General features: G+C 60.0%; 13 protein-coding genes. 4 read left to right on the top strand and 9 right to left on the bottom strand.

Annotation, left to right across the window (positions count from 1 at the left end):
• Window positions 1–412 precede the first annotated feature (412 nt).
• Complete coding sequence (gene mfd / locus HMPREF2527_RS08765; RefSeq protein WP_070507817.1) at window positions 413–4159, top strand: transcription-repair coupling factor; 3747 nt, start codon at window positions 413–415, stop codon at window positions 4157–4159.
• A 140-nt stretch (window positions 4160–4299) separates the two neighbouring features.
• A complete protein-coding gene (locus HMPREF2527_RS08760) occupies window positions 4300–5718 on the top strand; it encodes an NAD(P)H-quinone dehydrogenase (RefSeq protein ID WP_070507815.1) in 1419 nt (472 codons plus the stop codon).
• Window positions 5719–5887: 169 nt separating this feature from the next.
• Here HMPREF2527_RS08760 and HMPREF2527_RS08755 read toward each other — a convergent pair whose 3' ends face one another.
• The 4 genes from HMPREF2527_RS08755 to HMPREF2527_RS08740 form a co-directional block, all read right to left on the bottom strand.
• Window positions 5888–7288 carry an MFS transporter gene (locus tag HMPREF2527_RS08755; RefSeq protein WP_070507813.1) on the bottom strand — a complete coding sequence of 467 codons (1401 nt, stop codon included), beginning with the start codon at window positions 7286–7288 and terminating at the stop codon, window positions 5888–5890.
• Window positions 7289–7683: 395 nt separating this feature from the next.
• Window positions 7684–9504: an acetyl/propionyl/methylcrotonyl-CoA carboxylase subunit alpha gene (locus HMPREF2527_RS08750; protein ID WP_070507811.1), complete on the bottom strand. Its 1821-nt coding sequence runs from the start codon at window positions 9502–9504 to the stop codon at window positions 7684–7686.
• Between the two features lie 151 nt (window positions 9505–9655).
• Window positions 9656–10369: a Maf family protein gene (locus HMPREF2527_RS08745; RefSeq protein WP_070507809.1), complete on the bottom strand. Its 714-nt coding sequence runs from the start codon at window positions 10367–10369 to the stop codon at window positions 9656–9658.
• Between the two features lie 328 nt (window positions 10370–10697).
• Window positions 10698–12116, bottom strand: coding sequence for a dicarboxylate/amino acid:cation symporter (locus tag HMPREF2527_RS08740; protein WP_049341627.1), 1419 nt, complete (start codon window positions 12114–12116; stop codon window positions 10698–10700).
• A 384-nt stretch (window positions 12117–12500) separates the two neighbouring features.
• On the opposite strand from HMPREF2527_RS08740, the gene HMPREF2527_RS08735 reads away from it, so the two are divergent.
• Together HMPREF2527_RS08735 and HMPREF2527_RS08730 are read left to right on the top strand one after the other, a co-directional pair.
• On the top strand, window positions 12501–13442 hold the full coding sequence (locus HMPREF2527_RS08735) for a hypothetical protein (RefSeq protein ID WP_070507807.1): 942 nt from the start codon (window positions 12501–12503) through the stop codon (window positions 13440–13442).
• A 100-nt stretch (window positions 13443–13542) separates the two neighbouring features.
• A complete protein-coding gene (locus HMPREF2527_RS08730; protein ID WP_070507805.1) occupies window positions 13543–14835 on the top strand; it encodes a glutathionylspermidine synthase family protein in 1293 nt (430 codons plus the stop codon).
• Window positions 14836–15025: 190 nt separating this feature from the next.
• Here HMPREF2527_RS08730 and HMPREF2527_RS08725 read toward each other — a convergent pair whose 3' ends face one another.
• The 5 genes from HMPREF2527_RS08725 to HMPREF2527_RS08705 form a co-directional block, all read right to left on the bottom strand.
• Window positions 15026–16786: a DUF885 domain-containing protein gene (locus HMPREF2527_RS08725; protein WP_070507803.1), complete on the bottom strand. Its 1761-nt coding sequence runs from the start codon at window positions 16784–16786 to the stop codon at window positions 15026–15028.
• 220 nt (window positions 16787–17006) lie between these two features.
• A complete protein-coding gene (locus tag HMPREF2527_RS08720) occupies window positions 17007–19418 on the bottom strand; it encodes a restriction endonuclease (RefSeq protein ID WP_070507801.1) in 2412 nt (803 codons plus the stop codon).
• 477 nt (window positions 19419–19895) lie between these two features.
• A complete protein-coding gene (locus tag HMPREF2527_RS08715) occupies window positions 19896–20984 on the bottom strand; it encodes a restriction endonuclease (protein ID WP_070507799.1) in 1089 nt (362 codons plus the stop codon).
• Window positions 20985–21289: 305 nt separating this feature from the next.
• Window positions 21290–21688 (bottom strand): acyl-CoA carboxylase subunit epsilon, encoded by a 399-nt coding sequence (locus tag HMPREF2527_RS08710; protein WP_246824798.1) that lies wholly within the window; start codon window positions 21686–21688, stop codon window positions 21290–21292.
• A 65-nt stretch (window positions 21689–21753) separates the two neighbouring features.
• A complete protein-coding gene (locus HMPREF2527_RS08705) occupies window positions 21754–23355 on the bottom strand; it encodes an acyl-CoA carboxylase subunit beta (protein ID WP_070507795.1) in 1602 nt (533 codons plus the stop codon).
• Window positions 23356–23377: the final 22 nt, after the last annotated feature.

The following is a 23377-nucleotide window of genomic DNA, read 5'->3' as shown; positions in this document are numbered from 1 at the left end:
TTTCTGTAAGCGTTAATGATTAGGGTACAGGATGAAGCTGTGAAAATAATGGTGCACAAAGTGCAAAGATGCCCGTGAGTGTGTGATTTACGCCCCATGCGATGAACGTTGTGGCACAGGAACAGACACGGAAGAAAACCATACTCAAGTATCACCCACGAAAGCGACAATCGAGTGCAAAAAGGAATATATTCCATCGCAGAAGAACACCAGAGAAAAATGCCAGAAAAAGCAGACTAGCCCTACAATGGAAAAGCTGCATAAAACACACCCAAAACACATATAAAGCACCGTGAAATAAAGGCAAATTCACTCGGACACCCCCAACCGGCACCGCCCAATACCGACCATCCATAGCAGCCCTCCACCAGCTCAACCGCTGCAGGCGAAGACCCCAGATTCAGGAGAACCCGTGAGCACCACCCGAAAAGCTACCGCACAGCCCCTCGAGGCACCCCTGCACCCCCTCCTGAACACCCTCAACCAACTCAGCAGCTGGGCCGCAATCCGCACCGCCGCCTCCGCACAGCCCACCGAACGCAGCGCACGCACCCTCATCGGCGCCGTCGCCGGAACCCACGCCGCGCTCATTGCAGACATCTCCACTGCAGTACGTGATACCACCGCTGAAGCGCTCAGTCTCATCGTCGCCCCCACCGACCGTCAAGCAGAAGACCTCGCCGCAGCCCTGCGCTCCTACCTGCCCGCCGCAGACATTGCGCTCTTCCCCGCCTGGGAAACCCTGCCCCACGAACGCCTCTCACCGCGCTCCGATACTGTCGGCCGCCGCCTGCAGGTACTGCGCGCCATGACCGGGGACGCGGCTAAACGCCCCCAAGTCGTTATCGCACCCGTACGCGCCGTCATCCAGCCCATCGTCACCGGCATCGAAAAGCTCGAACCCGTGCACCTGGTCCGCGGCAAAGAATACCCCTTCAAAGATGTGGTGCGCGGCCTCAACGACGCCGCATACTCCCGCGTAGACCTGGTCGCCAAGCGCGGCGAATACGCCGTACGAGGCGGCATCATCGACGTCTTCCCGCCCACCGCAACTACCCCCGTCCGCCTCGAATTCTTCGGCGACGAACTCGACGAAATGCGCCACTTCTCCGTCGCCGACCAGCGCACCCTCAGCGGGGGAGAAGAGCTCACCGAACTCACCCTGTTGCCCTGCCGCGAACTGCTCATCACCCCCGAGGTCATGAGCCGCGCCGCACGACTGAAAGCCGACTACCCGGCAGCCGCAGCCATGCTTGAGAAGATTGCCGGCGGAATCTACGTCGAAGGCATGGAATCACTCACCCCGCTGCTCATCGAATCCATGAACACCCTCACCGAGCTGTTGCCGGCTGGGTCCATGATCATTAACGTCGAACCCGAGCGTGTGCGCGCCCGCGCCGAAGACCTCGTCGCCACCAACGAAGAATTCCTCGCCGCCGCCTGGGACACCTCCGCAGAAGCCGACGCAGTAGCACCCATCGACCTCGGCCAGCTCCGCATGAGCGACAGTGGATTCCGCACCATCGACCAAACCACCGCACAGGCACTCGAAGCCAAGCTCAGCTGGTGGGAAATCACCGAACTCGTCACCGACGCAGACCTACTCGAAGACGCCGCCGGGGCGCTCCAGAACCAGGGCATCGCCGACGCCATCGAAGACGGAATCGACACCTACACCGTCAACGCCACCCCCGCAACCGCATTCAACGGTTCCGTCGAACGCATGCTCAGCCAGGTCGGCGACCTCATCCGTCAACAGTGGACCGTCCTCGCCCTCACCAACGGCCGCGGCTCCACTGACCGACTCATCGACCTCTTCCACTCCGGCGAAGGGGCACCCGCCGTACCCGCAGCCCGCCGAACCAGCCTCGAAGCCGACCCCGCTGGCAAACTCGAACACGGCATCGTCGAGGTGTGCGAGGCGCCCGCCTCCGCAGGCTTCCTCGTTGAGGAGGCGAAGCTCGCCGTCTTCACCGAAGCCGAACTGCTCGGCCGCCGCGGAACCTACGCACCCCGAGGCGCCGCCGGACAAAAATTCAAGACACGCCGCCGCCGCAACGCCGTCGACCCGCTCGCGCTGAACCCCGGCGACTACGTGGTGCACGAACGCCACGGCATCGGCAGGTTCGTCGAGATGACCTCCCGCCCGGTGGCTGGTGCATCCCCGGTCAACGGCGTGCAGCCCATGAAGGAATACCTGGTCATCGAGTACGCCCCCGCCAAGCGCGGCGGCGCACCCGACCGCCTCTTCGTGCCCTCCGACCAGCTGGACCTCATCTCCAATTACGTGGGTGGCGAGAACCCGAGCCTGTCCAAGATGGGCGGCAGCGACTGGGCTAAGACCAAGTCCCGCGCTCGCAAGGCAGTCAAGGAAATCGCCGCCGACCTGGTGAAACTCTATTCGGCACGCCAGGCATCGCGCGGTCACGCCTTCGCCCCAGACACCCCCTGGCAACGAGAGCTGGAAGAATCCTTCCCCTACAACGAGACTCCCGACCAGCTCACCGCCATCCACGAGGTGAAGGAAGACATGGAGAAAGAAATCCCCATGGACCGCCTCATCTCCGGCGACGTGGGCTTCGGCAAAACAGAGGTCGCCGTGCGTGCCGCATTCAAGGCGGTACAGGACGGCAAACAGGTTGCGGTGCTCGTGCCCACGACCCTGCTCGCTCAGCAGCACTACGAGACGTTCAGCGAGCGCTTCTCGGGATTCCCCGTGAAGATTCGTGTGCTATCCCGTTTCCAGAAGGCGAAAGAAACCCGCCAGATTACCGAAGAAATCGCATCCGGCGCGGTGGACGTGGTGATCGGTACCCACCGCATCCTCTCGGACAGCGTGGTGTTCAAGGACCTGGGCTTGGTCATCATTGACGAGGAGCAGCGCTTCGGTGTGGAGCATAAGGAAAAGCTCAAGCAGATGCGCACCAACGTGGACGTGCTCGCCATGAGTGCTACCCCGATTCCGCGCACCCTGGAAATGTCGCTAACCGGTATTCGTGAGACCTCCACCCTTGCCACCGCGCCGGAGGAGCGCCACCCCGTGCTGACCTTCGTCGGCCCGCGTACCGACAGCCAGATTACCGCCGCGATCCGCCGCGAGATCATGCGTGAAGGACAGGTTTTCTTCGTGCACAACCGCGTGGCTGACATCGACGATGTTGCCGCCGAAATCGGCAAGCTCGTGCCGGAGGCGCGCATCGCCACCGCCCACGGCCGCATGAGTGAGTCGCGCCTGGAGCAGATTATTGTGGACTTCTGGGAGCGCCGCTTTGACGTGCTGGTGTGCACGACCATCGTGGAGACCGGCCTGGATATTTCGAACGCGAACACGCTCATCGTGGACCACGCCCAGAACTACGGTCTGAGCCAGTTGCACCAGCTGCGCGGACGTGTGGGTCGTGGCCGCGAGCGCGCCTACGCGTACTTCCTGTACCCGGTGGATAAGACCCTCGGCGAGATTGCGCACGAGCGTCTGAAGGCCGTCGCGACCCACAATGAGCTGGGTGCGGGTCTGCAGCTCGCGATGAAGGACCTGGAGATTCGCGGTGCCGGCAACCTGCTCGGTGGCGAACAGTCCGGCCATATTGCCGGTGTCGGTTTTGACCTGTACCTGCGTCTGGTGGGCGAGGCGGTGGCGAACTACCGCGGCGAGAAGGAAGAACGCGAGGTCGAAACGAAGATTGACCTGCCCGTCAACGCGCATATTCCGCACACCTACATTGACTCGGAGCGTCTGCGCCTGCAGGCATACCGTCAGATTGCCGCCGCCGATACCGAAGAGAAGATCGCGGAGGCTCGCGAGGAACTGGTCGACCGATACGGCGAGCTGCCGGAGGCGGTAGAGAATCTGCTTGCTGTGGCGACGGTGCGTATGCACGCTCGTGCCGCCGGTATTCATGAGCTGGTGGTATTGGGGCCGAAGGTGCGTGTGGTGACCGCTACGCCGCTGCCGGAGTCCCGTCAGATGCGTCTGAAGCGCGTGTATCCGGGGTCCACGCACGCTCAGCCGAAGGGCATGGATACCTGGCTGACGCTGGTTCCGCGCCCGAAGACCATGCCGGTTGGCGGTAAGGACTTGGTGGACGGCGCGATGCTGCAGTGGGCTGAGAAGTTCATTAACTCGATTTATTCGGAGAAGCCGCAGGCTCTCGAGGACTAGAGGAAACAGGGGCAGGGGAGTGCCCGGTCATACCGGGTTGCCACGTCAGAAAATGCTCGCCGTGCAGGTTGCCACAATATGGCATATCTGCACGGCGAGTGCGTTTGCCCCGTAGGGGCGGCATAGCTCACAATTAAGGCATGACTTCAAAGGTGAACTACGCATCTCAGCGAATTGTAATTATTGGTGGTGGCCCCGGTGGCTACGAGGCAGCGATGGTGGCTGCCGCATCCAATGCGGACGTGACTTTAATCGAACGTAATGCCATTGGTGGCTCCGCCGTTCTGACTGACGTTGTGCCCTCTAAGACCCTGATCGCTACCGCCGATATGATGACCCGCTTCTCCGAGGCGGGTAGCCTGGGCATCGAAAACACGAAGGGTAAGGCGCCGCAGCTTCGAGTTGATATGGGCCGCGTGAACCGCCGAGTCCGCGACCTGGCTCAGCAGCAGTCTGCCGATATTAAGCGCGCCCTGGCTTCTGCGGGCGTGAAGATTATTCACGGCACCGGTAAGCTCCTGGACCGCCACACCGTGCAGGTGACTGACGAGGCGGGTCTGGTTTACCCCCTGCAGGCGGACTTTGTGTTGCTGTCGGTGGGTACGCATCCGCGCGAAATGGCGACCGGTATGCCTGATGGCGAGCGCATCCTGACCTGGACTCAGCTGTACAACCTCTCCGAAGTTCCCGAGGAACTGATTGTGATTGGTTCGGGTGTGACCGGTGCGGAGTTCGCTTCGGCATATAACGGTCTGGGGTCTAAGGTTACGCTGGTGTCTTCGCGTGACCGTGTGCTTCCCGGTGAGGACGAGGACGCAGCTCGCGTGCTGGAGGACGTCTTTGAGCGTCGCGGCGTGCGAGTGATGCCGCGTTCCCGTGCGGCTGCTGTTGAGCGTACTGAGGACGGCTCAGGTGTCATCGTGACCCTGTCCGATGGCCGTAAGGTCTCTGGCACTCACTGCCTGGTGGCTATTGGTTCGATTCCGAACACTGAGGATTTGGGCTTGGAAGCTGCCGGTGTGGAGCAGACCCCGAGCGGCCATATTAAGGTGGACGGCGTGTCCCGCACGAGCGTGAACAGCATTTACGCCGCTGGCGACTGCACGGGCGTGTACCCACTGGCTTCCGTGGCTGCAATGCAGGGCCGTATCGCTATGGCGCACATCCTCGGTGATGCGGTGCGCCCGCTGCGTACCGATAAGGTTGCCGCAAATATCTTCACCTCCCCGGAGATTGCGACTGTGGGTGTGAGTGAGAAGGACCTTGCCGAGGGGGCGTACCGTGGCGATGCGGTGACCCTGCAGCTGAGCACCAACCCGCGCGCGAAGATGATGGCGATGCGCGATGGATTCGTGAAGATTTTTGCTCGCCGCCACTCCGGCACCGTCATCGGTGGCGTGGTGGTTGGTCAGCGCGCCTCCGAGCTGATTTACCCTATCGCCCTGGCTGTGGAGAAGAAGCTTGCGGTGGATGATTTGGCGGATACCTTCACGGTCTACCCCTCGCTCTCTGGCTCTATTGCTGAGGCTGCGCGCAAGCTGCACACTCGCGGCCTGTAGGGTTCGACGTGTCAGGGGCTGAGCCGGGCGTCCTCGGCCGGGTGCTGTGTCCCTGATGGCGCAGTATTTCTGAGCATATAAAAGCGGTGGGGTCGCCTCCTGAACCTAAGGAATTCAGGAGGCGACCCCCACCGCTTTTGCTGTAGAGACGCGTTAGCTACTCGAAGCTTTACTTCGTGGTGCTGACAGCGTTCATGTCCACGTCACGGGTTTCGTGAGTGAGCAGAATGAAGACAACGCTCAGAATCGATGCGAATGCCAGGTAGCCGCCCACTGCAGCCACACCGTAAGTGGAGTTCAACCAAACAGCCACGAACGGGGTCAGTGCCGCGCCGAGGATGGATGCCACGTTGTAGGCGATACCGCTGGCGGTGTAACGCACGTTGGTGGGGTACAGCTCCGGCAGGTATGCGGACATGGAGCCGAAAGACAGACCCATCAGACACATACCGATAAAGATGAAGAGGGTAACTACAGCGGCGTTTGCGTTCGCACCGGTACCAACAACGGAGGGGGAGATGAACAGACCGAAGGACAGACCGAAGACAGCCATCGCGATGGTGGTCCACAGCTGCTGGGTGCGGCGGCCGTACTTGTCAGCCAGCCAACCCGAGATCGGAATGAAGATTGCGAAGCCAATAATGGAGATCAGCTGAATGATCAGGAACTCGCGGTAGGGGATAGCCAGGCCGCCCTTATCCGCCTTGCCGATACCGTAGGAGAGAACCCACGCGGTCATCAGGTAGAACAGCACGTAGCATGCCACCATGATGAAGGTACCCTGAATCATGGGCCACCAAGCGACCTTGAACGCCTCAACGAGCGGGGTCTTCACCTTCTCGTTGTTAGCGGCAGCCTTGGCGAAGACGGGGGTCTCCTCCAGCTTGAAACGCACGTACAGACCAACGGCGACCATCACGATGGACAGCAGGAACGGAATACGCCAACCCCAAATGAGGAAGGGGTGCTCGAGGTTCTTCGCGTCGGTTGCGGAGTTGAAGGTAATCCAGCTGGTCAGCAACAGCATGAAGCCGTTCGCAAGCACGAAGCCGATGGGTGCACCCAGCTGAGGCCACATCGCAGCGCGGGCGCGCTTGCCATCCTCAGCGTATTCGCTCGCGAGCAGCGCCGCACCGGACCATTCGCCGCCCAGGCCCAAGCCCTGGCAGAAACGCATAATGGTCAGCATGGTCGGTGCCCACAGACCAATCTGGTGATAGGTGGGCAGCAGACCGATGATGAAGGTTGCCAGACCCATGGTGAGCAGTGCACCGACGAGGGTAGCCTTACGACCGATCTTGTCGCCGAAGTGGCCGAAGATCACTGAACCGAGGGGGCGCGCGATGAAGGCGACGCCGAAGGTAGCGAAGGAAGCCAGAAGCTCGGTGGTTGCGTCCTTCGAGGGGAAGAACAGTACGGGGAACACAGCCACTGCTGCAGTGGCGTAAATGTAGAAATCGTAGAACTCGATGGTGGTACCAACGAGCGAGGCGAGAATAACTCGACTGCGAGGAGTCGTATTCTTCACCGGTGCAGCAGACGCTTTCGTGTCGGATGCAGAAGCGCTCATGAGAAAACTCCCGAGATGGTGAATTTGTGTGTACGCAAGGAGCCTGAGGTAGGTGTTCCGTTGCCGGTCAGCGCGGGAGGCGGGTATGCCGTAGGCGCGTACTGGGTGCCGTGACCGCACCGGGTGGGGTGCGGCAGGCGTCGGATTCTGAAAGGCTCCTCTAAAGTGCAACATTATAACTCTGTTCAGAAAAACCCAAACAAATACAGCCACTATCTGGACGCGAACACAGGGGTTAGCGGCGTAAATCCCACCTAAACAGGCAAGAGCGGACATAGAAAATCCCCCGGAAAGATACGAGACATGACCTCATACCCCTCCGGGGGATTCGTATAGCCTATAGCGCTCGCAGTCGCGAGACCGCGGTATCGAGACCTCAGTATCGAGGCGAAGCGTTACTTAATGGTCGCCAGCACCGCACCGGAGGTGACGGTATCGCCGGCCTTAGCTGACAGTCCCGAAACCTTACCCGCCTTGTGCGCGGTAATGGGCTGCTCCATCTTCATCGCCTCCAGCACCAGAATCAGGTCGCCCTCAGCGACGGTGTCGCCGTCAGAAGCCGCTACCTTCACGATGGTGCCCTGCATGGGGCTGGTCAGCTCGTCGCCGCCACCCTTTGCCGCGCTACGTGCCGAACGGGACTTGCGGGTCTTGGACGCGGGCTTAGCGGCAGGCTTAGCGCCACCGCCCAGCTCGGGCAGGGACACCTCCATACGCTTGCCGTTGACCTCAACGACCACGGTGGTGCGCTCGTCCTCGTCAGAGTTCACGTTACCGGGTGCACCGGAGTACATGGGGATGGTGTTGTTGAACTCGGTCTCAATCCAACGGGTGTGCACCTTGAAATCGCCGCCCTCAGCCGGTGCGAATGCGGGGTCGTCCAGCACGACGCGGTGGAACGGGACGACGGTGGGCATGCCCTCAATGGTCAGCTCAGCCAGGGCACGGCGGGCACGCTGCAGAGCCTGCTCACGATCTGCGCCGGTAACAATGAGCTTAGCCAGCATGGAGTCGAAGTTGCCGCCGATAACGTCGCCAGCCACGAAGCCAGAATCCCAGCGAACACCGGGGCCGGTGGGCACGGTCAGCTTCTCGATGGTGCCGGGGGCGGGCATGAAGGAACGGCCCGCATCTTCACCGTTAATACGGAACTCGAAGGAGTGACCACGCAGAACCGGGTCCTTCTCCTCAATCTTCTCGCCGCGGGCAATACGGAACTGCTCACGAACCAGGTCCAGACCGGAAATCTCCTCGGAGACGGGGTGCTCCACCTGCAGACGAGTGTTCACCTCAAGGAAGGAGATGGTGCCGTCGGTGCCGACCAGGAACTCACAGGTGCCGGCACCCTGGTAGCCAGCCTCACGCAGAATCGCGCGGGACGCCTCGTACAGACGCTCGTTCTGCTCATCACTCAGGTAGGGGGCGGGCGCCTCCTCAACGAGCTTCTGGTTACGGCGCTGCAGGGAGCAGTCACGGGTGGAAACCACCACGACGTTGCCGTGCGCATCCGCCAGGCACTGGGTCTCAACGTGGCGGGGCGAATCCAAGAAACGCTCGATGAAGCACTCGCCGCGACCGAACGCCGCGGTAGCCTCGCGAACAGCGGACTCGTACATCTCGACGATGCTCTCGCGGTCACGGGCAACCTTAATGCCGCGGCCACCACCACCGAATGCGGCCTTCACCGCAATGGGCAGACCGTGCTCATCCGCGAAGGCAACAACCTCATCGGCGGACTTGACCGGATCCTTGGTGCCGGGCACCAGGGGAGCGCCCACCTTCTGCGCGATGTGGCGTGCCGCCACCTTATCGCCCAGCTGGGTAATGGACTCGGGGGAGGGGCCAATCCAGGTCAGACCCGCGTCGATGCACTTCTGAGCGAACTGCGCGTTCTCAGACAGGAAACCGTAACCGGGGTGCACGGCGTCAGCGCCGGAGCGGATAGCAATCTCAATGAGCTTATCCATCACCAGGTAGGACTGCGCCGCAGTGGCACCGCCGAGAGCGTAGGCTTCATCGGCAAGCTTCACGTGCTGGGCGTCGCGGTCCGGGTCAGCGTAGACGGCGACGGTCTGCAGACCCTCATCGCGGGCTGCGCGAATCACGCGGACAGCAATTTCACCGCGGTTAGCGATCAGAATCTTGCTGACCGGGCCGGTGTGACGGCCGGGGACTGCAGTAAATTTCTTGGCGGCTTCTGCCTGGTGCTGAGTCACTTAAAGCTCTCCTTTAATCTCCTGCTCCAAGGATACATCGGCAGGATTGGCGAATATAACGCGCATCATACTGTTCTATCTTATCGATTGGTGTTCAATAATGTGTATTTCAGGGCACGCTTTGAGACAGATTTATACGATTGCGCTGAATCTAATCTTCATTTTGGGGCGCCAGCCACAGCTCGGTCACCGCAACCTCGCGGCGGCGCAACATATCGCGTAGCGCGTGGGTGGACAGGCCCACCACCGTGTGGAACTCACCCTCAATACCGCGAATAAACGCCGAACCGTAACCGTCCAGGGTGAAGGATCCCGCCACCCAGAGCGGCTCACCGGTAGCAATGTACGCCTCGATTTCTTCGGGGCTGAGCGTATCAAAGTGGACGGTGGCGCTGCGCAGTTCGGAAACGGTAGGCAGGTCGGAAGCAACAGGCAGTGCGGCGCCCGGCTCAATACCGCGTAAATCCACGAGCGCGTGACCGGTATGCAGTACGCCGTAGTTGCCGCTCATCGCACTGATGCGCTCGCGTGCCGCCTCCGCCGTGTGGGGCTTGCCGTAGGCGACTCCCTCAAACTCGAAGACCGAATCGCATCCCAGAACCAGCGCATCGCGCACACCCTCGGCGGCAAGTTCAGCGGCAACTGCCTGCGCCTTCAACTGCGCCAGCAGGGAGGCGGTTTCAGCCGGGGTGAGTCCCGCACGTCCCTGCGCTCGCGCCTGTTCGTTGGCGGTAGCGAGCGCGGCGTCCTCATCTACGGAGGAGACGCGCACCGTGAATGCGATGCGGGAGTCTTCCAGGAGCTTGCGGCGCGCCGGGGAGGCGGAGGCAAGAATTAGTCGGGTCGGTGAAGCGCTGGTAGTCATGGGTTCTATTTTAAGCGTTGCCGGAGAGTTTTACTTTCGGGTTTTACTCTGGGGTGCAGATTGAGGGTGCTGAGAAGCCGGTGGGAGGGAGCGGAAAAGCAGGGGATATAGAGAAAGAGCGTGTCCCATCCCCCTCAACCACGTAGGAGATGGAACACGCCGTTCAAAATCATAACTCTTCTCAAGAATTAAAGAAAAGAAGAATCAATCGTGACGTTTTTATGACGTTTGGCAAAAGTATGTCATCCATGTTGGGGCACGAGAGCGAGAAAGCTACACGGCGCTAGGCAGTACAGCCTAGCGCCGTGTAGCTTCAAGAGTCGCCAGGTTAGCGGCGTGCCGCGACGGTGTTGTCCTCCACCTCGTGAAGTCGCTGCGCCTCACCGGCGATGCGCTCATCGTAGAATTCCTGAGCCACGAAGCCGCCCTCCGAGCGGGGAGCGTTGTAGAGCTCCTCATCCAGGATGCCCTCGCGGCGAGCCACAATCGCGGGAACCAGAGCTTGACCGGCAACGTTCAGGGCGGTACGACCCATGTCAACGATCGGGTCAATCGCCAGGAGCAGACCCACACCGTCCAGCGGCAGACCCAGAGTGGAAAGGGTCAGGGTCAGCATCACGATAGCGCCGGTCGTACCGGCGGTCGCTGCCGAACCGAGCACGGACACCATCACAATCAGCAGGTACTGGGTGAAGTCCAGCTGAATACCGTAGAACTGAGCCACGAAGATCGCGGCAAGAGCCGGGTAAACCGAGGCGCAACCGTCCATCTTGGTGGTCGCACCCAGCGGAACGGCGAAGGATGCGTAGGCGCGGGGAACGCCCAGGTTACGTTCGGCAACGGTCTGGGTCATCGGCATCGAACCCATTGAGGAGCGGGACACGAAGCCCAGCTGGAGCGCCGGCCACACACCCGAGAAGTACTGGCGGACCGACAGACCGTTCGCGCGAACAATAATCGGGTAGACCACGAGGAAGACCAGCAGCAGGCCAATGTAGAGGGCGATGACGAACGCGACCAGCGAACCCATCGACGCCCAACCGTACGCGAACACTGCCTTAGCAATCAGACCCACGGTACCCAGCGGTGCCAGGCGAATAATCCACCACAGAATCTTCTGAATAATCGCCAGAGCGCTCTTGACCACGTCAATGAACGGCTTGGCTGCCTCACCGACCTTCAGCGCGGCAATGCCGACTGCGCCGGAAATGACCAGGATCTGCAGCACGTTGAAGGATGCCGAGGCGGTAATGCCGGAATCGCCGGACTTAGCGCTGACACCCAGACCCAAGAAGTTCACCGGAATCAGACCGGTCAGGAACGCGGTCCACGAACCGGTCGAGCCGGTGTACGCCTTGCCCTGCACCTGCGCGCCCACGCCCGGCTGAACAATGAGGCCCATCGCAATACCAATAAGCACCGCGAAGAACGCGGTAATCGCAAACCAGATGAGCGTGTTAACCGCCAGACGCGCCGCATTAGTCACCTGCGACAGGTTCGAGATGGAAGCGACCACGGCGGTGAAAATCAGCGGAACAACGGCCGCCTTCAGCAGGGTAACGTACGAGGAGCCGATGGTATCTAAGGTCACCATGAGCCAGTTGGGGTTGCTCTTCGCGTCCCCACCCAATGCGAGGGCGAGCGCGCCGAGAACAATACCCAGAATGAGGGAGGCAATGATTTGGTTGCCGAAAGAAGTAGCCCACTTGGGCAGACGTGAACGAGATGATGCATGCGGTGTAGACATGTGGCATACTCTAAAACTTTTGTGCACTCGCGCGCGAGTTTGTGTGAAGAAGTGTTTCAACCAGGCGCAGGGCGGGGCAGATGTGACGAATCGTGACCATCCGGTAGGCCCGCCTGCAAGCGAGCGTAACGGCAGTTTGTTGAGGTAGGTAGAGGCAGATATTTAAGGGGGAATCATCGCAAAAGCAAACAGAAAGGAAACAACTGCGCAACATGCGGGGAAGCTTGCTGAGATTTTGCCGTCAGCTAATAAGCCGAAAGCTAGAGCTTGATATGCTGGAATCACACCGATAGTCCGGCGAAAGTCGCCGGATGATGCTGTACCCACTCAGCTTCATATACGCGTTGAGCAATACGCCACGCACCACCTTTCAAGGAGAGATGCATGAGTTCTGCTCCCCAATACCCCGGCGGAACCACCACCCCCAACGGCCCGAAGAAGCCCGGCAACCGCATGGAAGCAGTCGCCAACTTTGCTACCCGCGCCGCACAGACCTCTGCCCAGCAGACCCTGAACCTGGGCGCGACCCGCCCCGGCATCGCCAAGATGATTGCCGTAGCGGGCGCTGGCGTGCTGCTGGTTGGCGGTGGCATCTTCGCCTACAACTCCATGCACCAGGAAGAGAACGCGTTCCTGTCGCAGGGCGAAGAGTACGCCCGCGTCTGCCAGGATGCGAAGACCGGCCTGCGCGTGGAAGATAGCGAATGTGAGAAGGCAGGCGTTCAGGAGCCGACCGACTCATCCAGCAGCGATTCCTCGGGCTCCTCGAACTCGTCGGGTTCCTCTAGTTCCTCCGGATCTTCTGGGTCTTCGGGCACTTCTGGTTCGACCACCACTCACAATAATTCGAATGCGTTCCTCTGGTACTACCTAGGTCGCCAGAGTGCCGCTAATTCTTCCGGATCCCACTACATTCCCCCCGTGGGCTCTAAGCTTTCCGGAGGCAGCACCACCCGCCCCAGCAACGGCACCGTCTACAGCGGCGTGTCCTCCAAGGGCGGCGGCTTCGAGGACTCCTACCGCACCGCGAAGAAGTCCTCCACCGTCTCCTCCGGCAAGGTAACCAGCACCAACAACTCCGGTAAGACCTCCACGGTGCGTAATAAGACCACCGGCTCGGTCTCCAGCGGTAAGCAGGGCACCAGCAATAGCGGCAGCACCGGCTCCTACAGCAAGTCGAACACCTCCAAGTCGGGTTCGTCCTCGAAGTCCGGTTCCTCGTCTAAGTCGGGTTCTTCGTCCAAGTCTGGTTCTTCCTCGAAGTCCGGTAGCAAGGGCGGTTTCGGTGGCGGCTCCAAGTCCGGTGGCGGCCGCTCCGGCGGCTAAGCCATAAGCCATCACACTAAATGCGGGCAGGGACTGAACGGTCCCGCCCGCATTTTCCTCACTATTTTCCAATCACTACTTCGAAGGAGCCTAGCCCCTCATGCGCCGTGAAGAATTTCCCGTCGGCCGACCCGACTGGGAGAACGTCATCATTGAGGAAGGCCTCACCTACAGCGTGGACGGCCCCCACGACACCGACCACTATTGGAACGAATACGCCGCCTACATTTTCAGCCCGCAAGAAATGGACTCTGTGCGCGCCCAGGCGGAAGAAATGCACCGCATGTGCCTGGAAACCGTCGAGTACATTGCCTCCGGCGCGTTCGGCACCCTCGGTCTGCCCCAGGCGGCGTTCAACCTCGCCGTAGAATCCTGGAACCGCCGCGACGCCGACTTCTACGGACGCTTCGACTTCACCTACTCGGGCGTGCCTGGCGACCCCATGAAGCTGCTCGAATACAACGCAGACACCCCCACTGGCATCGTGGAGGCGGCAGTCAGCCAGAAAACCTGGGCGAAAGACCAGCGCCTCGATACCCGCGGCTACGCCCACTGGGGTGAAATCGGCGAAGCCTTCACCAACCGTTGGCGCCACATCTTCGCAGCCGAAATTGCCGCTGGCGTGCAGCCCGTACTGCACCTGGCGCACGTGAGCCCCGAGATTGACGAGAACAACGAGGACTACAACAACCTCTGGCTCATCGCCTACTCGGCGCAGCAGGCGGGCATCAAAACCCACATGATTCCCATCGACGAAGTCATCTTCAACGAGGACACCAAGAGCTGGGAAGACGCCTACGGACGCGCCATCACCAACCTCTTCAAGCTCTACCCCTGGGAAGACCTGGTCACCGACAGCGAAGCAGGCTACGACAAGCTCCTCTTCGCCTACCATGACTCCATGCAGCGCTGGATTGAGCCGGCGTGGAAGATGTTCCTCTCCAATAAGCTGCTGCTTGCCGCGCTCTGGGATAAGTACCCCGGCCACCCGAACCTCGTACCCACCTACGCGGGCCACCGCGGCGGCATGCGCAACTGGGTTCGCAAACCCATCTTCGGACGCGAAGGCGACGGCGTAGAAATCTACGCCCCCGACTACGACGTCTTCATCAAGCCCGAAGACGACGACTTCTTCGCCAACGCCCCCGAAAGCGAATTCATCTACCAGGAGTACATTCCGGCACCGCGCTACGAAGGCATTATCAACCCGGTCAGCCACCCCATCCTCGGCGTGTGGGTGGTCGACGGACGCACCGTAGGCGTGGGCATCCGCGAATCGAATGGCGCGCTCACCGACTACTGGTGCCGCTTTGCCCCGCACCTGGTGGATCTGAACGACTCCACCGGCATGGGATTCGGCACCACCGACCCCGGCACCGCAAACTTCGGATAGCCTTCAGAAGACATAGCCCCCAGAAGACATATCCTGCAGAAGACACGAAAATACAGCGAAGCCCCCGCATCAGCCGCAAAGCTGAAGCGGGGGCTTCGTCTATAGAGCTCCTAATCTCAAGACTCTAGTTCAGGGGATCCAGTTCAGAGACTCCAGAGATTCACTCAACGAGGAGCGAGCAGACTAGAGGCTACTCGTCATCGTCCTCATCGTCGTCATCCTCAGTGTCCAGAGGGAGCATCATCTCATCGGTCAGAGCGCGGCGCAGAGTGTCCAGACCCACCGAACCGAGCAGAAGCGCACGCGTGTGGAATGCACGCATGTCATCGCCGCGGCGCACAGCCTGATCGCGCAGCTCCAGCCAGAGGCGCTCGCCAATCTTGTAGCTCGGCGCCTGACCCGGCCAACCCAGGTAACGCAGGAACTCGAAACGCAGGTGGCCCTCGGACTCGTCCAGGTTCAGCTTCAAGAACTCGTAACCCAGCTCAGAAGTCCAGATGGTGCCCGGCTCAACGCCCAGCCGCTCAGCCCACTCGTCCGGAATCGGCATCTCGCAGTGAACACCAATATCGAAGACCACGCGGGCGGCGCGCATACGCTGAGCATTCAGCATGCCCATGCGGTCACCCGGATCCTTCAGGTAGCCCAGCTCCTCCATGAGGCGCTCGGCGTACAGCGCCCAGCCCTCACCGTGACCGGACACCCACAGCATGTTCGTGCGCCAAGAGTTCATGGTGCCCTGCAGAGCCGTAGCAATCGCAATCTGCAGGTGGTGACCCGGAACGCCCTCGTGGTACACGGTGGAGGTTTCACGCCAGGTAGTGAACGTGTCCTCACCCTCGGGAACCGACCACCACATGCGGCCCGGACGCGAGAAATCGGGGGAGGGGCCGGTGTAGTAAATACCACCCTCGTTCGTGGGCGCAATGCAACACTCAATGCGGCGCATGGGGCCGCCAATTTCAAAGTGGCTACCCGCCAGGTTCTCCACCGCGGCGTCGGCGAGCTTCTGCATCCACGCCTTCAGCTCATCGGTGCCGTGCAGCTGACGTGCCGGATCTTCATCGAGCAGCTGCTTCGCACGCTCAATGCTTGCGCCCGGCTCAATCTCCTCGGCAACCTCACGCTGACGAGCGATAATGCTCTCCAGTTCCTTCACGCCCCAAGCGTAGGTTTCGTCCAGGTCAATGGTGGTACCCAGGAACGAACGGGAGTGCAGGCTGTACGCCTTACGGCCCACAGCGTCGCGGGAGGGAGCGACCGGCTGCAGCTTCTCCACCAGGTAGCTGTTGAGGCGGCGGTAGCCTTCCTTCGCAGCCTCGGCACCGGCGGCAGCCTCATCCTTCAGAGCGGGGACAGCCTCGGCGACCTCAGCCGCCAAATCATCAAAGAAACCACCGGGAGCGTAGTACGCGGCGGTCTGCTCAATGACAATATCCACCTGGCGGCGCGGGGCAACCTTACCCTCTTCACGAGCCGCCTCAAGAGTCTGGATGTATCCCTCCAGTGCCTCGGTGACGCGGTGCATACGACCAATAATGTGCTCCCAGTCCTGCTGGGTGTTGCGCTTCATCAGGTCAAAGACCGAGCGCACCTCCTGCGGGACGGACGCAATATTGTTCAGCTGCCAGCCGCCAAAACCAGCCTTGTACTGCTTGCGGTACAGGCTCAGACGCTCCTGCAGAGCATCCAGGGTGACCAGGTCAACGTCATCAATAGGCAGGACGTTATCGACCTTCTTCAAAGTCTTCTTCGCAAGGCGCGCAAAAGCCTTCTCGCCGGCGGGCGAGTAATCGGGGTACAGGGTCTCTACGCCCTTACGACCAAGCTCGGTTGCATGGACGGGGTTCAGGTCGAGGACCTTTTCAAAGTATTCGTTAGCAATCTGATCGACGTCGGTCAGCGAGCGCTTCAATCGGTAGATGCTGGGAAGTTCCTGGTAAGTGCTCATGTTCATATCCTAACGCAGGGGTGTGCCTCCAACCACGAATTTCGGTGATTTAGGTCGCGTAAACCGGCAATATTACGGGCTGAGCGGTATCGAACGCGAGGAAAACGGCTTACCTGTGGACAACTCACCGGGGCTCAGGTGCGAAAACGCCCCGGCTTTCTCCCTCCTGAACCTGCAGGAGAAGGAAGACCGGGGCGCCTTCAAGATGGGCTACAAGCTGCTAGCTGGCGAAGTATTCACCGTTGAGTTCCAGCAGGCCGTTCGTGCCCTCAACCACGCCGAGGCGGTGGGCAATGAGGCGGTCCTGCAGCTCATCGCCGGACACCAAATCCACCAGAATGTTCGGGTACTTGGTCGAGCAGCGGATGAACTCGTCGTACGCCTCATCGCTGAACGGTGCGTTCGTGATGAAGGTGCCGAGCTGACCACCGCGGGCGTGAATCGCCAGGAAGAACGCGGTAATATCCTGCGGCTGAACGCTTGCGGACAGAACACCGCCAGCTGCCGGGCGCAGGGTACGCACGTAGAATGCACGTTCTTTTTCGCCGGTGGCGGGGATTGCCACGCCGTCCACGCCCTGAGCTTCCAGAGCCTCTACCGTGTAGCCGCGCATCAGGAACAGATCGAAACCAATGCTACGGAAACGCTCCTCAGACACCTGAGCCAACGCCGGAGCCAGAGCCTCGCGGCGGAAGACCTGACGGTAACGCTTCAGAGCCTCACGCACCTGAGTGGCAGCCACCTGCAGAGCGGTCGAAGGGTCAGCTGCCGAAACAACCGGAGCGGAAATAACCGACCGGGCGGGGGCAGCAACGACCGGTGCAGCAGCGACCGGTGCAACCGGAACCTCAACCGGCGCCTGCGCGGAGGCCGCCACCGGCGAACCAGCCGGACGCGCCAACAATGCCGGAGAAGCACCCGGCACCGGAGCCAACGGCTCACGCGAAGCACCCTCACGAGCCGCCAGGCGAGCCTGACGCTCCGCAGCACGCGCCTCCTTTGCCGCCTGAAGAGCCTCCTCACGAGCCTGCAGTTCAGCGGCAATATCCTGAGGCAGCTTGTGCTTGAGTGACTGCGGCGGCAGCGGCGCCATACGGGCAGTCACAGCCTCCGGAGCACCCTCCGGGAAGCGCTTCAGCAGTTCCTTGCCTGCCTCGCTCAGCTCATAACGCTCCGGGTTCTTACGGGAAGTACGACCGGTACCCTCACGCAGAGCGTTCAGGTAGCGCTCGCCCTTCAGCACGTGCATCGCTACCGAATAGCGGTTACGCAGACGCGGGGTCAGCTTGTAACGGTGCGGAGCGACCTCACCCTGCAGATACGGGATGTCCAGGGTGAGCTTCAGCTCATCGTAAATGTCATAGTAGGAGATGCGCGGGCTCTCCTCCACAAGCTTCAGAATCGGGTACAGCAACTGATGCGGGTACGGCAGAGCATCCACCGCTGCAGGATCCAGCAGAGCCGAAGCCACCAGCTTCTGAACGCTCGGCTCAACCATCTGCGCCAAAGCCGGTGCAAACGCAGGACCCAGCGAGTAGACGGTCTCACGCTCGGACAGGTAGTGGTGGGCGATCAGCACATCGTAGAGGTAATCCTGCGCGTCAATCTGCACAAAATAGGGGTTCGAGGTCGCCTGCTGGATGCGCTCGTCGCGGTCAAAGACCTGCTCCAGGCTCGGAAGGCTCAGCTCCACATCGGCGCCGTGGTCGTTGAGAGTATCGAGCAGAAGAACGCCCATATGGGTCAGCAGAGCATCGGTTGCGGCAATATCCTCAGCGGTAATCGAGGTGCCCTCATCCTTAACCAGCGCCAGCACGGAGCTCAGCTCGCTTGCGGGCACGCCAGTCTCCTCGTGGCGTGCCACCAGATCCTTCGCCGAAGGCGACAGCGAGTACAGCGTCAGCGGCGAATCCGTGTGCTCGTGAATGGTCTTGGTGCGCAGGTAGCCCTCACGGGTCAGCAGGCTCAACGCCTGAGCAATCACCGGCTCCACGATGCGCTGCTCCAGATACGACAGACCGTACCAACCCTGCACGAAACCGCACTCACGCAGCACCAGCTCGCGAATCTTCACGGGCGCCGCCGCAGGGTAGGACGGGGTAACGCTCAGGACAATGGGCAGAAGCTCACGCACCGTAATGTGCGAGAGCAGAACCGGGTAGAACTGCTTCAGATAGTGCAGGTACACGCCGCTCTGCAGAGGCAGAACCGGCAGAAGAGCCTGCGCCTGCTGTTCCTTCGGGGTACCCAAAAGCTCACGGCCAGCCTCGCTGAGGGTGTAGTGCAGGTTGCCCGGATGCAACTGGCTGAGGGACACCTCAAGATAATCAGCATTGACCAGCGCCGCAATCAGCTTATTGAGTGCCTCACGGAAGAGGACATTGTCACCGACCGCAATGAAACGCTGAGTCATGTTGAAACCCAGGTCCACGCCAACCGGGGTGTACATATCGGGGAAGAAAACCTTCTCGCCACGATCCTGCGCGCGCTCAAAATGGCGGAGCAGAGAGAAAGCCGCCGCAACGCTGAGAGTGCGTGCTTCCTCGGGTAGAGCCTCCCACGAGGTTTCCTGCTGCAAAGAGTGCAATTCGGAATGATCGATATGGAGCATTGTTTTATTCACAAAAGCCACGCCGGGCTCCTTATCTAGTGTTATTTATCGTGCAGGCGTTCTTCATAAAGTGCAGTCATGCGAACGGGAAAATAATCACGAAAGTGAGCGGCACCATCTTTATTTTTGGGCCGGCACTTTGAAATCCCGCAGTGAAGAGAAGCGAAGAGAAGCAGGGTAGGTAGTTTTTTCTCAACCCGTCCCGCTTACGCACCGTCTTCAACGACGAACACTTCAGAAAAGAACGCTATAAATTGGGGTGAAGTGTCTAGACCGTCACGGGTATATTCACTTCGTGAAATAATGCGAAGAATATATAACGCATTACCTTCATTATTGTATCGGCTGGTTCGAGAAATAACCTAGATTTCTAAAACCAGCCGATATGTGAAAAATATCCTCAAGGAAAAGTGAAAATACATTAAGTGAAATGACGTGGGAAATGCATGAAGGCCAGAGATATTCGGAGAGAAATAACTCGCCCCAGAAACACCCCGGCTACTCCAAGCCGCGGGCAAAATACTCCTCGTCAATGCGGTAACCGCACTCGCCCTCACCATCAAGAACACCCACACGGTGACGAATCATCAGCTCCACCAACTGGTGTCGATCAACCAGCGCAATATTGCGAGCGCCGGGCAAACCCTGCAAATACTCGGGAACCGGATGCGCAAAAGCACCGCAGGTCACCAAAACACCCTGCAGGCCGCCGTGCAGAAGCACTGCACCGGCAAGCTTCTGAATCTCGTTGGGGGTGACCTTCATAGTTCCGCAATAATGCTTCACCTGAATATAAATCGGCGCGAAATCCAGGCCATCAGAATAGCGGGCAATAACGTCAACACCCTTATCATCAGCACCGCCGGTTACCTCGGTGTTAAAACCAAGAGCCGTAAAAATATCGGCAACAATCTGCTCAAAATATTCTGGCGTCACCGCGTGAATATGCTGAATCAAATCCTGCGTAAAATGCTCCGCGAACTCAGCCTGAGCGTGAATCACCGGCGAATCGCTGGCACGCAAAATAATATCCAGAGGTGACTGACCGGCGGGCCAGGACCCCGCAGCCTCCGCAGAATTCAAAGCATGCGCAAGATGCGCCGCGCCGGTTGCCTCATAAGCAGCGGTGGCGGCATCAGCATGATCAGCGCCTGAGAAATGCGGCAGAGCATGAAGGACGCCGGTATCAGGAGTGCCAAAAATGAGGCGATGCTCCTCCTGCGCATTCTCCAGTAGCGCGTTCGCCTGCTTCTTCAGCTTCTTCACGCTTTTTGCCGTCAAACTCTGAGAGCACAACGCCTGCACCTGCTTCACCACACGCGGCGGCACCGAACCGTGCAGATGCGGGGTGCAGGTCAGCTCGGCGCCCAGGGGAGTGAGCAGGTACTTCCTCTTCTCCCACGGGGTCAAACGAGGCATAAGCTGGGCATAACGAAGTGCCACCAAGATTTTCAAGGTGGTACGCACAGCCACCGCAAAATCGGTGGATTCAAGAGCCGGTAGGTTCTTCTTCGACCCCAATGCCTTAGTCTGCTGCCGCAACTGCTCGCTAACATAGGCGGCGGTGCGGGGCACAGTCTTCGACAAGCGCCGTAGCGTCGGCAACAGAAGCGTGATATAGACATCCGGTGGGGGCCTATGGTTTTTATTCAGCATCTTTGCCATGGTCCCTGCCAATTATTAATACTTATGTGACGGTATATACATCGTAGCATCAGGGCGTATCATCATCGCTTTATCGTTTCTAATATGACAAAACCGCAAGAATCAGCGCATTAGATGTTCAATAGCGCAATATAAATCTTAAATTTGGGGCAAAACAATATATTCCCGTCACACCAGCTGGCGTGACGGGAATATAAGAAGCATAGTTAGCAGCCCGCATTACATCATTACATGGGGCGAGCGCGCCTCCACGAACCGGGGCCGGGACGCAACGAAACACCCAGGCGCTGACCGCGGTTCAGGATGCGCGAAGCGGCACCCACCAGCAAGTTCTGCTCCTGCTTTGCGGCGCTCGTCTGCATCATCGCAACCACAGCGGTGAGGGCGGCAATCTCCTCCGGAGTGGGGGAGCCCTTAACCACCTTCAGTAGAGGCTCCTGCTCAGCGTCAGCATCTACCGAAGGCTGAGCAGAATCCTTCGGCGGGGCGCTGGATGCGGTATCTGCGTGCGCAGAAGAATGTGCGGAGCTACGCTCAAGCTGCTCGGGGCTCTCAGCAGCCTCCGAACTATCCTTCTTTTTACCGAATGAGAAATAACTCAGCGGGTTGTAGCCTGCCAAAGGCACGCCTCCTTAGAAAACCTAAATCGTGCGAAGGCCCGCGCCACAGACGGTGCGGGCACAACGGAAGCCTACAGCGGGATGTTGCCGTGCTTCTTTGCCGGGGTAGACGCACGCTTATCGTGCAGGGCACGCAGCGATGAAATAATGCGCACGCGAGTCTCGCTCGGGGCAATAACCTCGTCAATGTAACCCAGCTCAGCAGCCTGGTACGGGTTCAGCAACTCTTCCTCATACTTGGTGATCAGCTCAGCGCGGCGAGCCTCAACATCGCCACCCTCAGCCGCCAGAGCAGCCAGCTCACGACGGTACAGAATATTCACCGCACCCTGAGCGCCCATCACGCCAATCTGAGCGGTGGGCCACGCCAGGTTAATATCGGCACCCAGCTTCTTCGAGCCCATCACAATGTACGCGCCGCCGTACGCCTTACGGGTAATGACGGTAACCAGCGGAACGGTCGCCTCCGCGTAAGCGTAGAGCAGCTTAGCGCCGCGGCGAATAATGCCGTTGAACTCCTGATCGGTGCCGGGTAGGAAGCCGGGAACATCCACAAAAGTCAGAATCGGAATGTTGAACGCATCGCAATGGCGCACGAAGCGGGCAGCCTTCTCGGATGCAGAAATGTCCAGGCAGCCGGCGAACTGCATCGGCTGGTTCGCCACAATGCCGACCGTGCGGCCCTCAACGCGGGCGTAACCAATCATCACGTTCGGAGCGTACAGCGCCTGCATCTCCAGGAAGTGGCCGTCATCGACCACGGACTCAATGACCGCGCGCATGTCATAAGGCTGGTTTGCCGAATCCGGGATGAGAGTATCCAAATCCAAATCGTCTACGGTTACCACGGGCTCCTGGTCATGCTCCAGGGGCAGGGACTCTGCAAGGTTATTCGAGGGCAGGAACTCGAGGAGCTCACGCACAAAGTCGAAAGCGTCTTCCTCGTCCTCAGCCAGGTAGGTGCTGGTACCGGTCACCGAGTTGTGCTGACGCGCACCACCGAGGGTCTCCATGTCCACATCCTCACCGGTCACGGTCTTAATGACGTCCGGGCCGGTAATGAACATGTGCGAGGTCTTATCCACCATGATGATGTAGTCAGTCAGAGCGGGGGAGTAAGCGGCACCGCCAGCGCAGGGGCCCATAATGACAGAAATCTGCGGAACCACACCGGAGGCGCGCACGTTCATGCGGAAAATATCGGCAAACATCGCCAGGGAAGCCACGCCCTCCTGAATACGGGCGCCACCACCATCGTTAATGCCGATAACCGGGCAGCCGTTCTTCAGAGCGAACTTCTGCACCTTCACAATCTTCTCGCCGTTCACCTGCGAGAGAGAACCACCGTAAACGGTGAAGTCCTGCGAATACACGGCAACCAGGCGACCGTCCACGGTGCCGTAACCGGAGACCAAACCGTCACCCAGAGGCTTCTTCGCCTCCATGCCGAATGCGGTGGTGCGGTGGCGGGCGAGGGCGTCAAACTCTACGAAAGAACCCTCGTCCAGAAGCATGTCGATGCGCTCGCGGGCGGTGTTCTTGCCGCGTGCGTGCTGCTTCTCAATAGCTGCCTCACCGCTGGGCGCGAAGCTGCGCTCTCGACGTGCATAAAAATCAGCGAGCTTACCGGCGGTGGTGCTCAAGTCAAAATCCTGCTGGAGGTTCTCGGACATTATTCCTCGTTCCTGCTCCACC

The organism is Rothia sp. HMSC071B01, assembly GCF_001808945.1.
Classification (GTDB): Bacteria; Actinomycetota; Actinomycetes; order Actinomycetales; family Micrococcaceae; genus Rothia.
This window is presented reverse-complemented; position numbering and strand designations above follow the sequence as displayed.

Coding starts and splice junctions, on each gene's coding strand:
- HMPREF2527_RS08760 (WP_070507815.1), top strand. CDS start 4,300: ATGACTTCAAAGGTGAACTACGCATCTCAGCGAATTGTAATTATTGGT.
- HMPREF2527_RS08755 (WP_070507813.1), bottom strand. CDS start 7,288: ATGAGCGCTTCTGCATCCGACACGAAAGCGTCTGCTGCACCGGTGAAG.
- HMPREF2527_RS08745 (WP_070507809.1), bottom strand. CDS start 10,369: ATGACTACCAGCGCTTCACCGACCCGACTAATTCTTGCCTCCGCCTCC.
- HMPREF2527_RS08740 (WP_049341627.1), bottom strand. CDS start 12,116: ATGTCTACACCGCATGCATCATCTCGTTCACGTCTGCCCAAGTGGGCT.
- HMPREF2527_RS08735 (WP_070507807.1), top strand. CDS start 12,501: ATGAGTTCTGCTCCCCAATACCCCGGCGGAACCACCACCCCCAACGGC.
- HMPREF2527_RS08730 (WP_070507805.1), top strand. CDS start 13,543: ATGCGCCGTGAAGAATTTCCCGTCGGCCGACCCGACTGGGAGAACGTC.
- HMPREF2527_RS08725 (WP_070507803.1), bottom strand. CDS start 16,786: ATGAGCACTTACCAGGAACTTCCCAGCATCTACCGATTGAAGCGCTCG.
- HMPREF2527_RS08705 (WP_070507795.1), bottom strand. CDS start 23,355: ATGTCCGAGAACCTCCAGCAGGATTTTGACTTGAGCACCACCGCCGGT.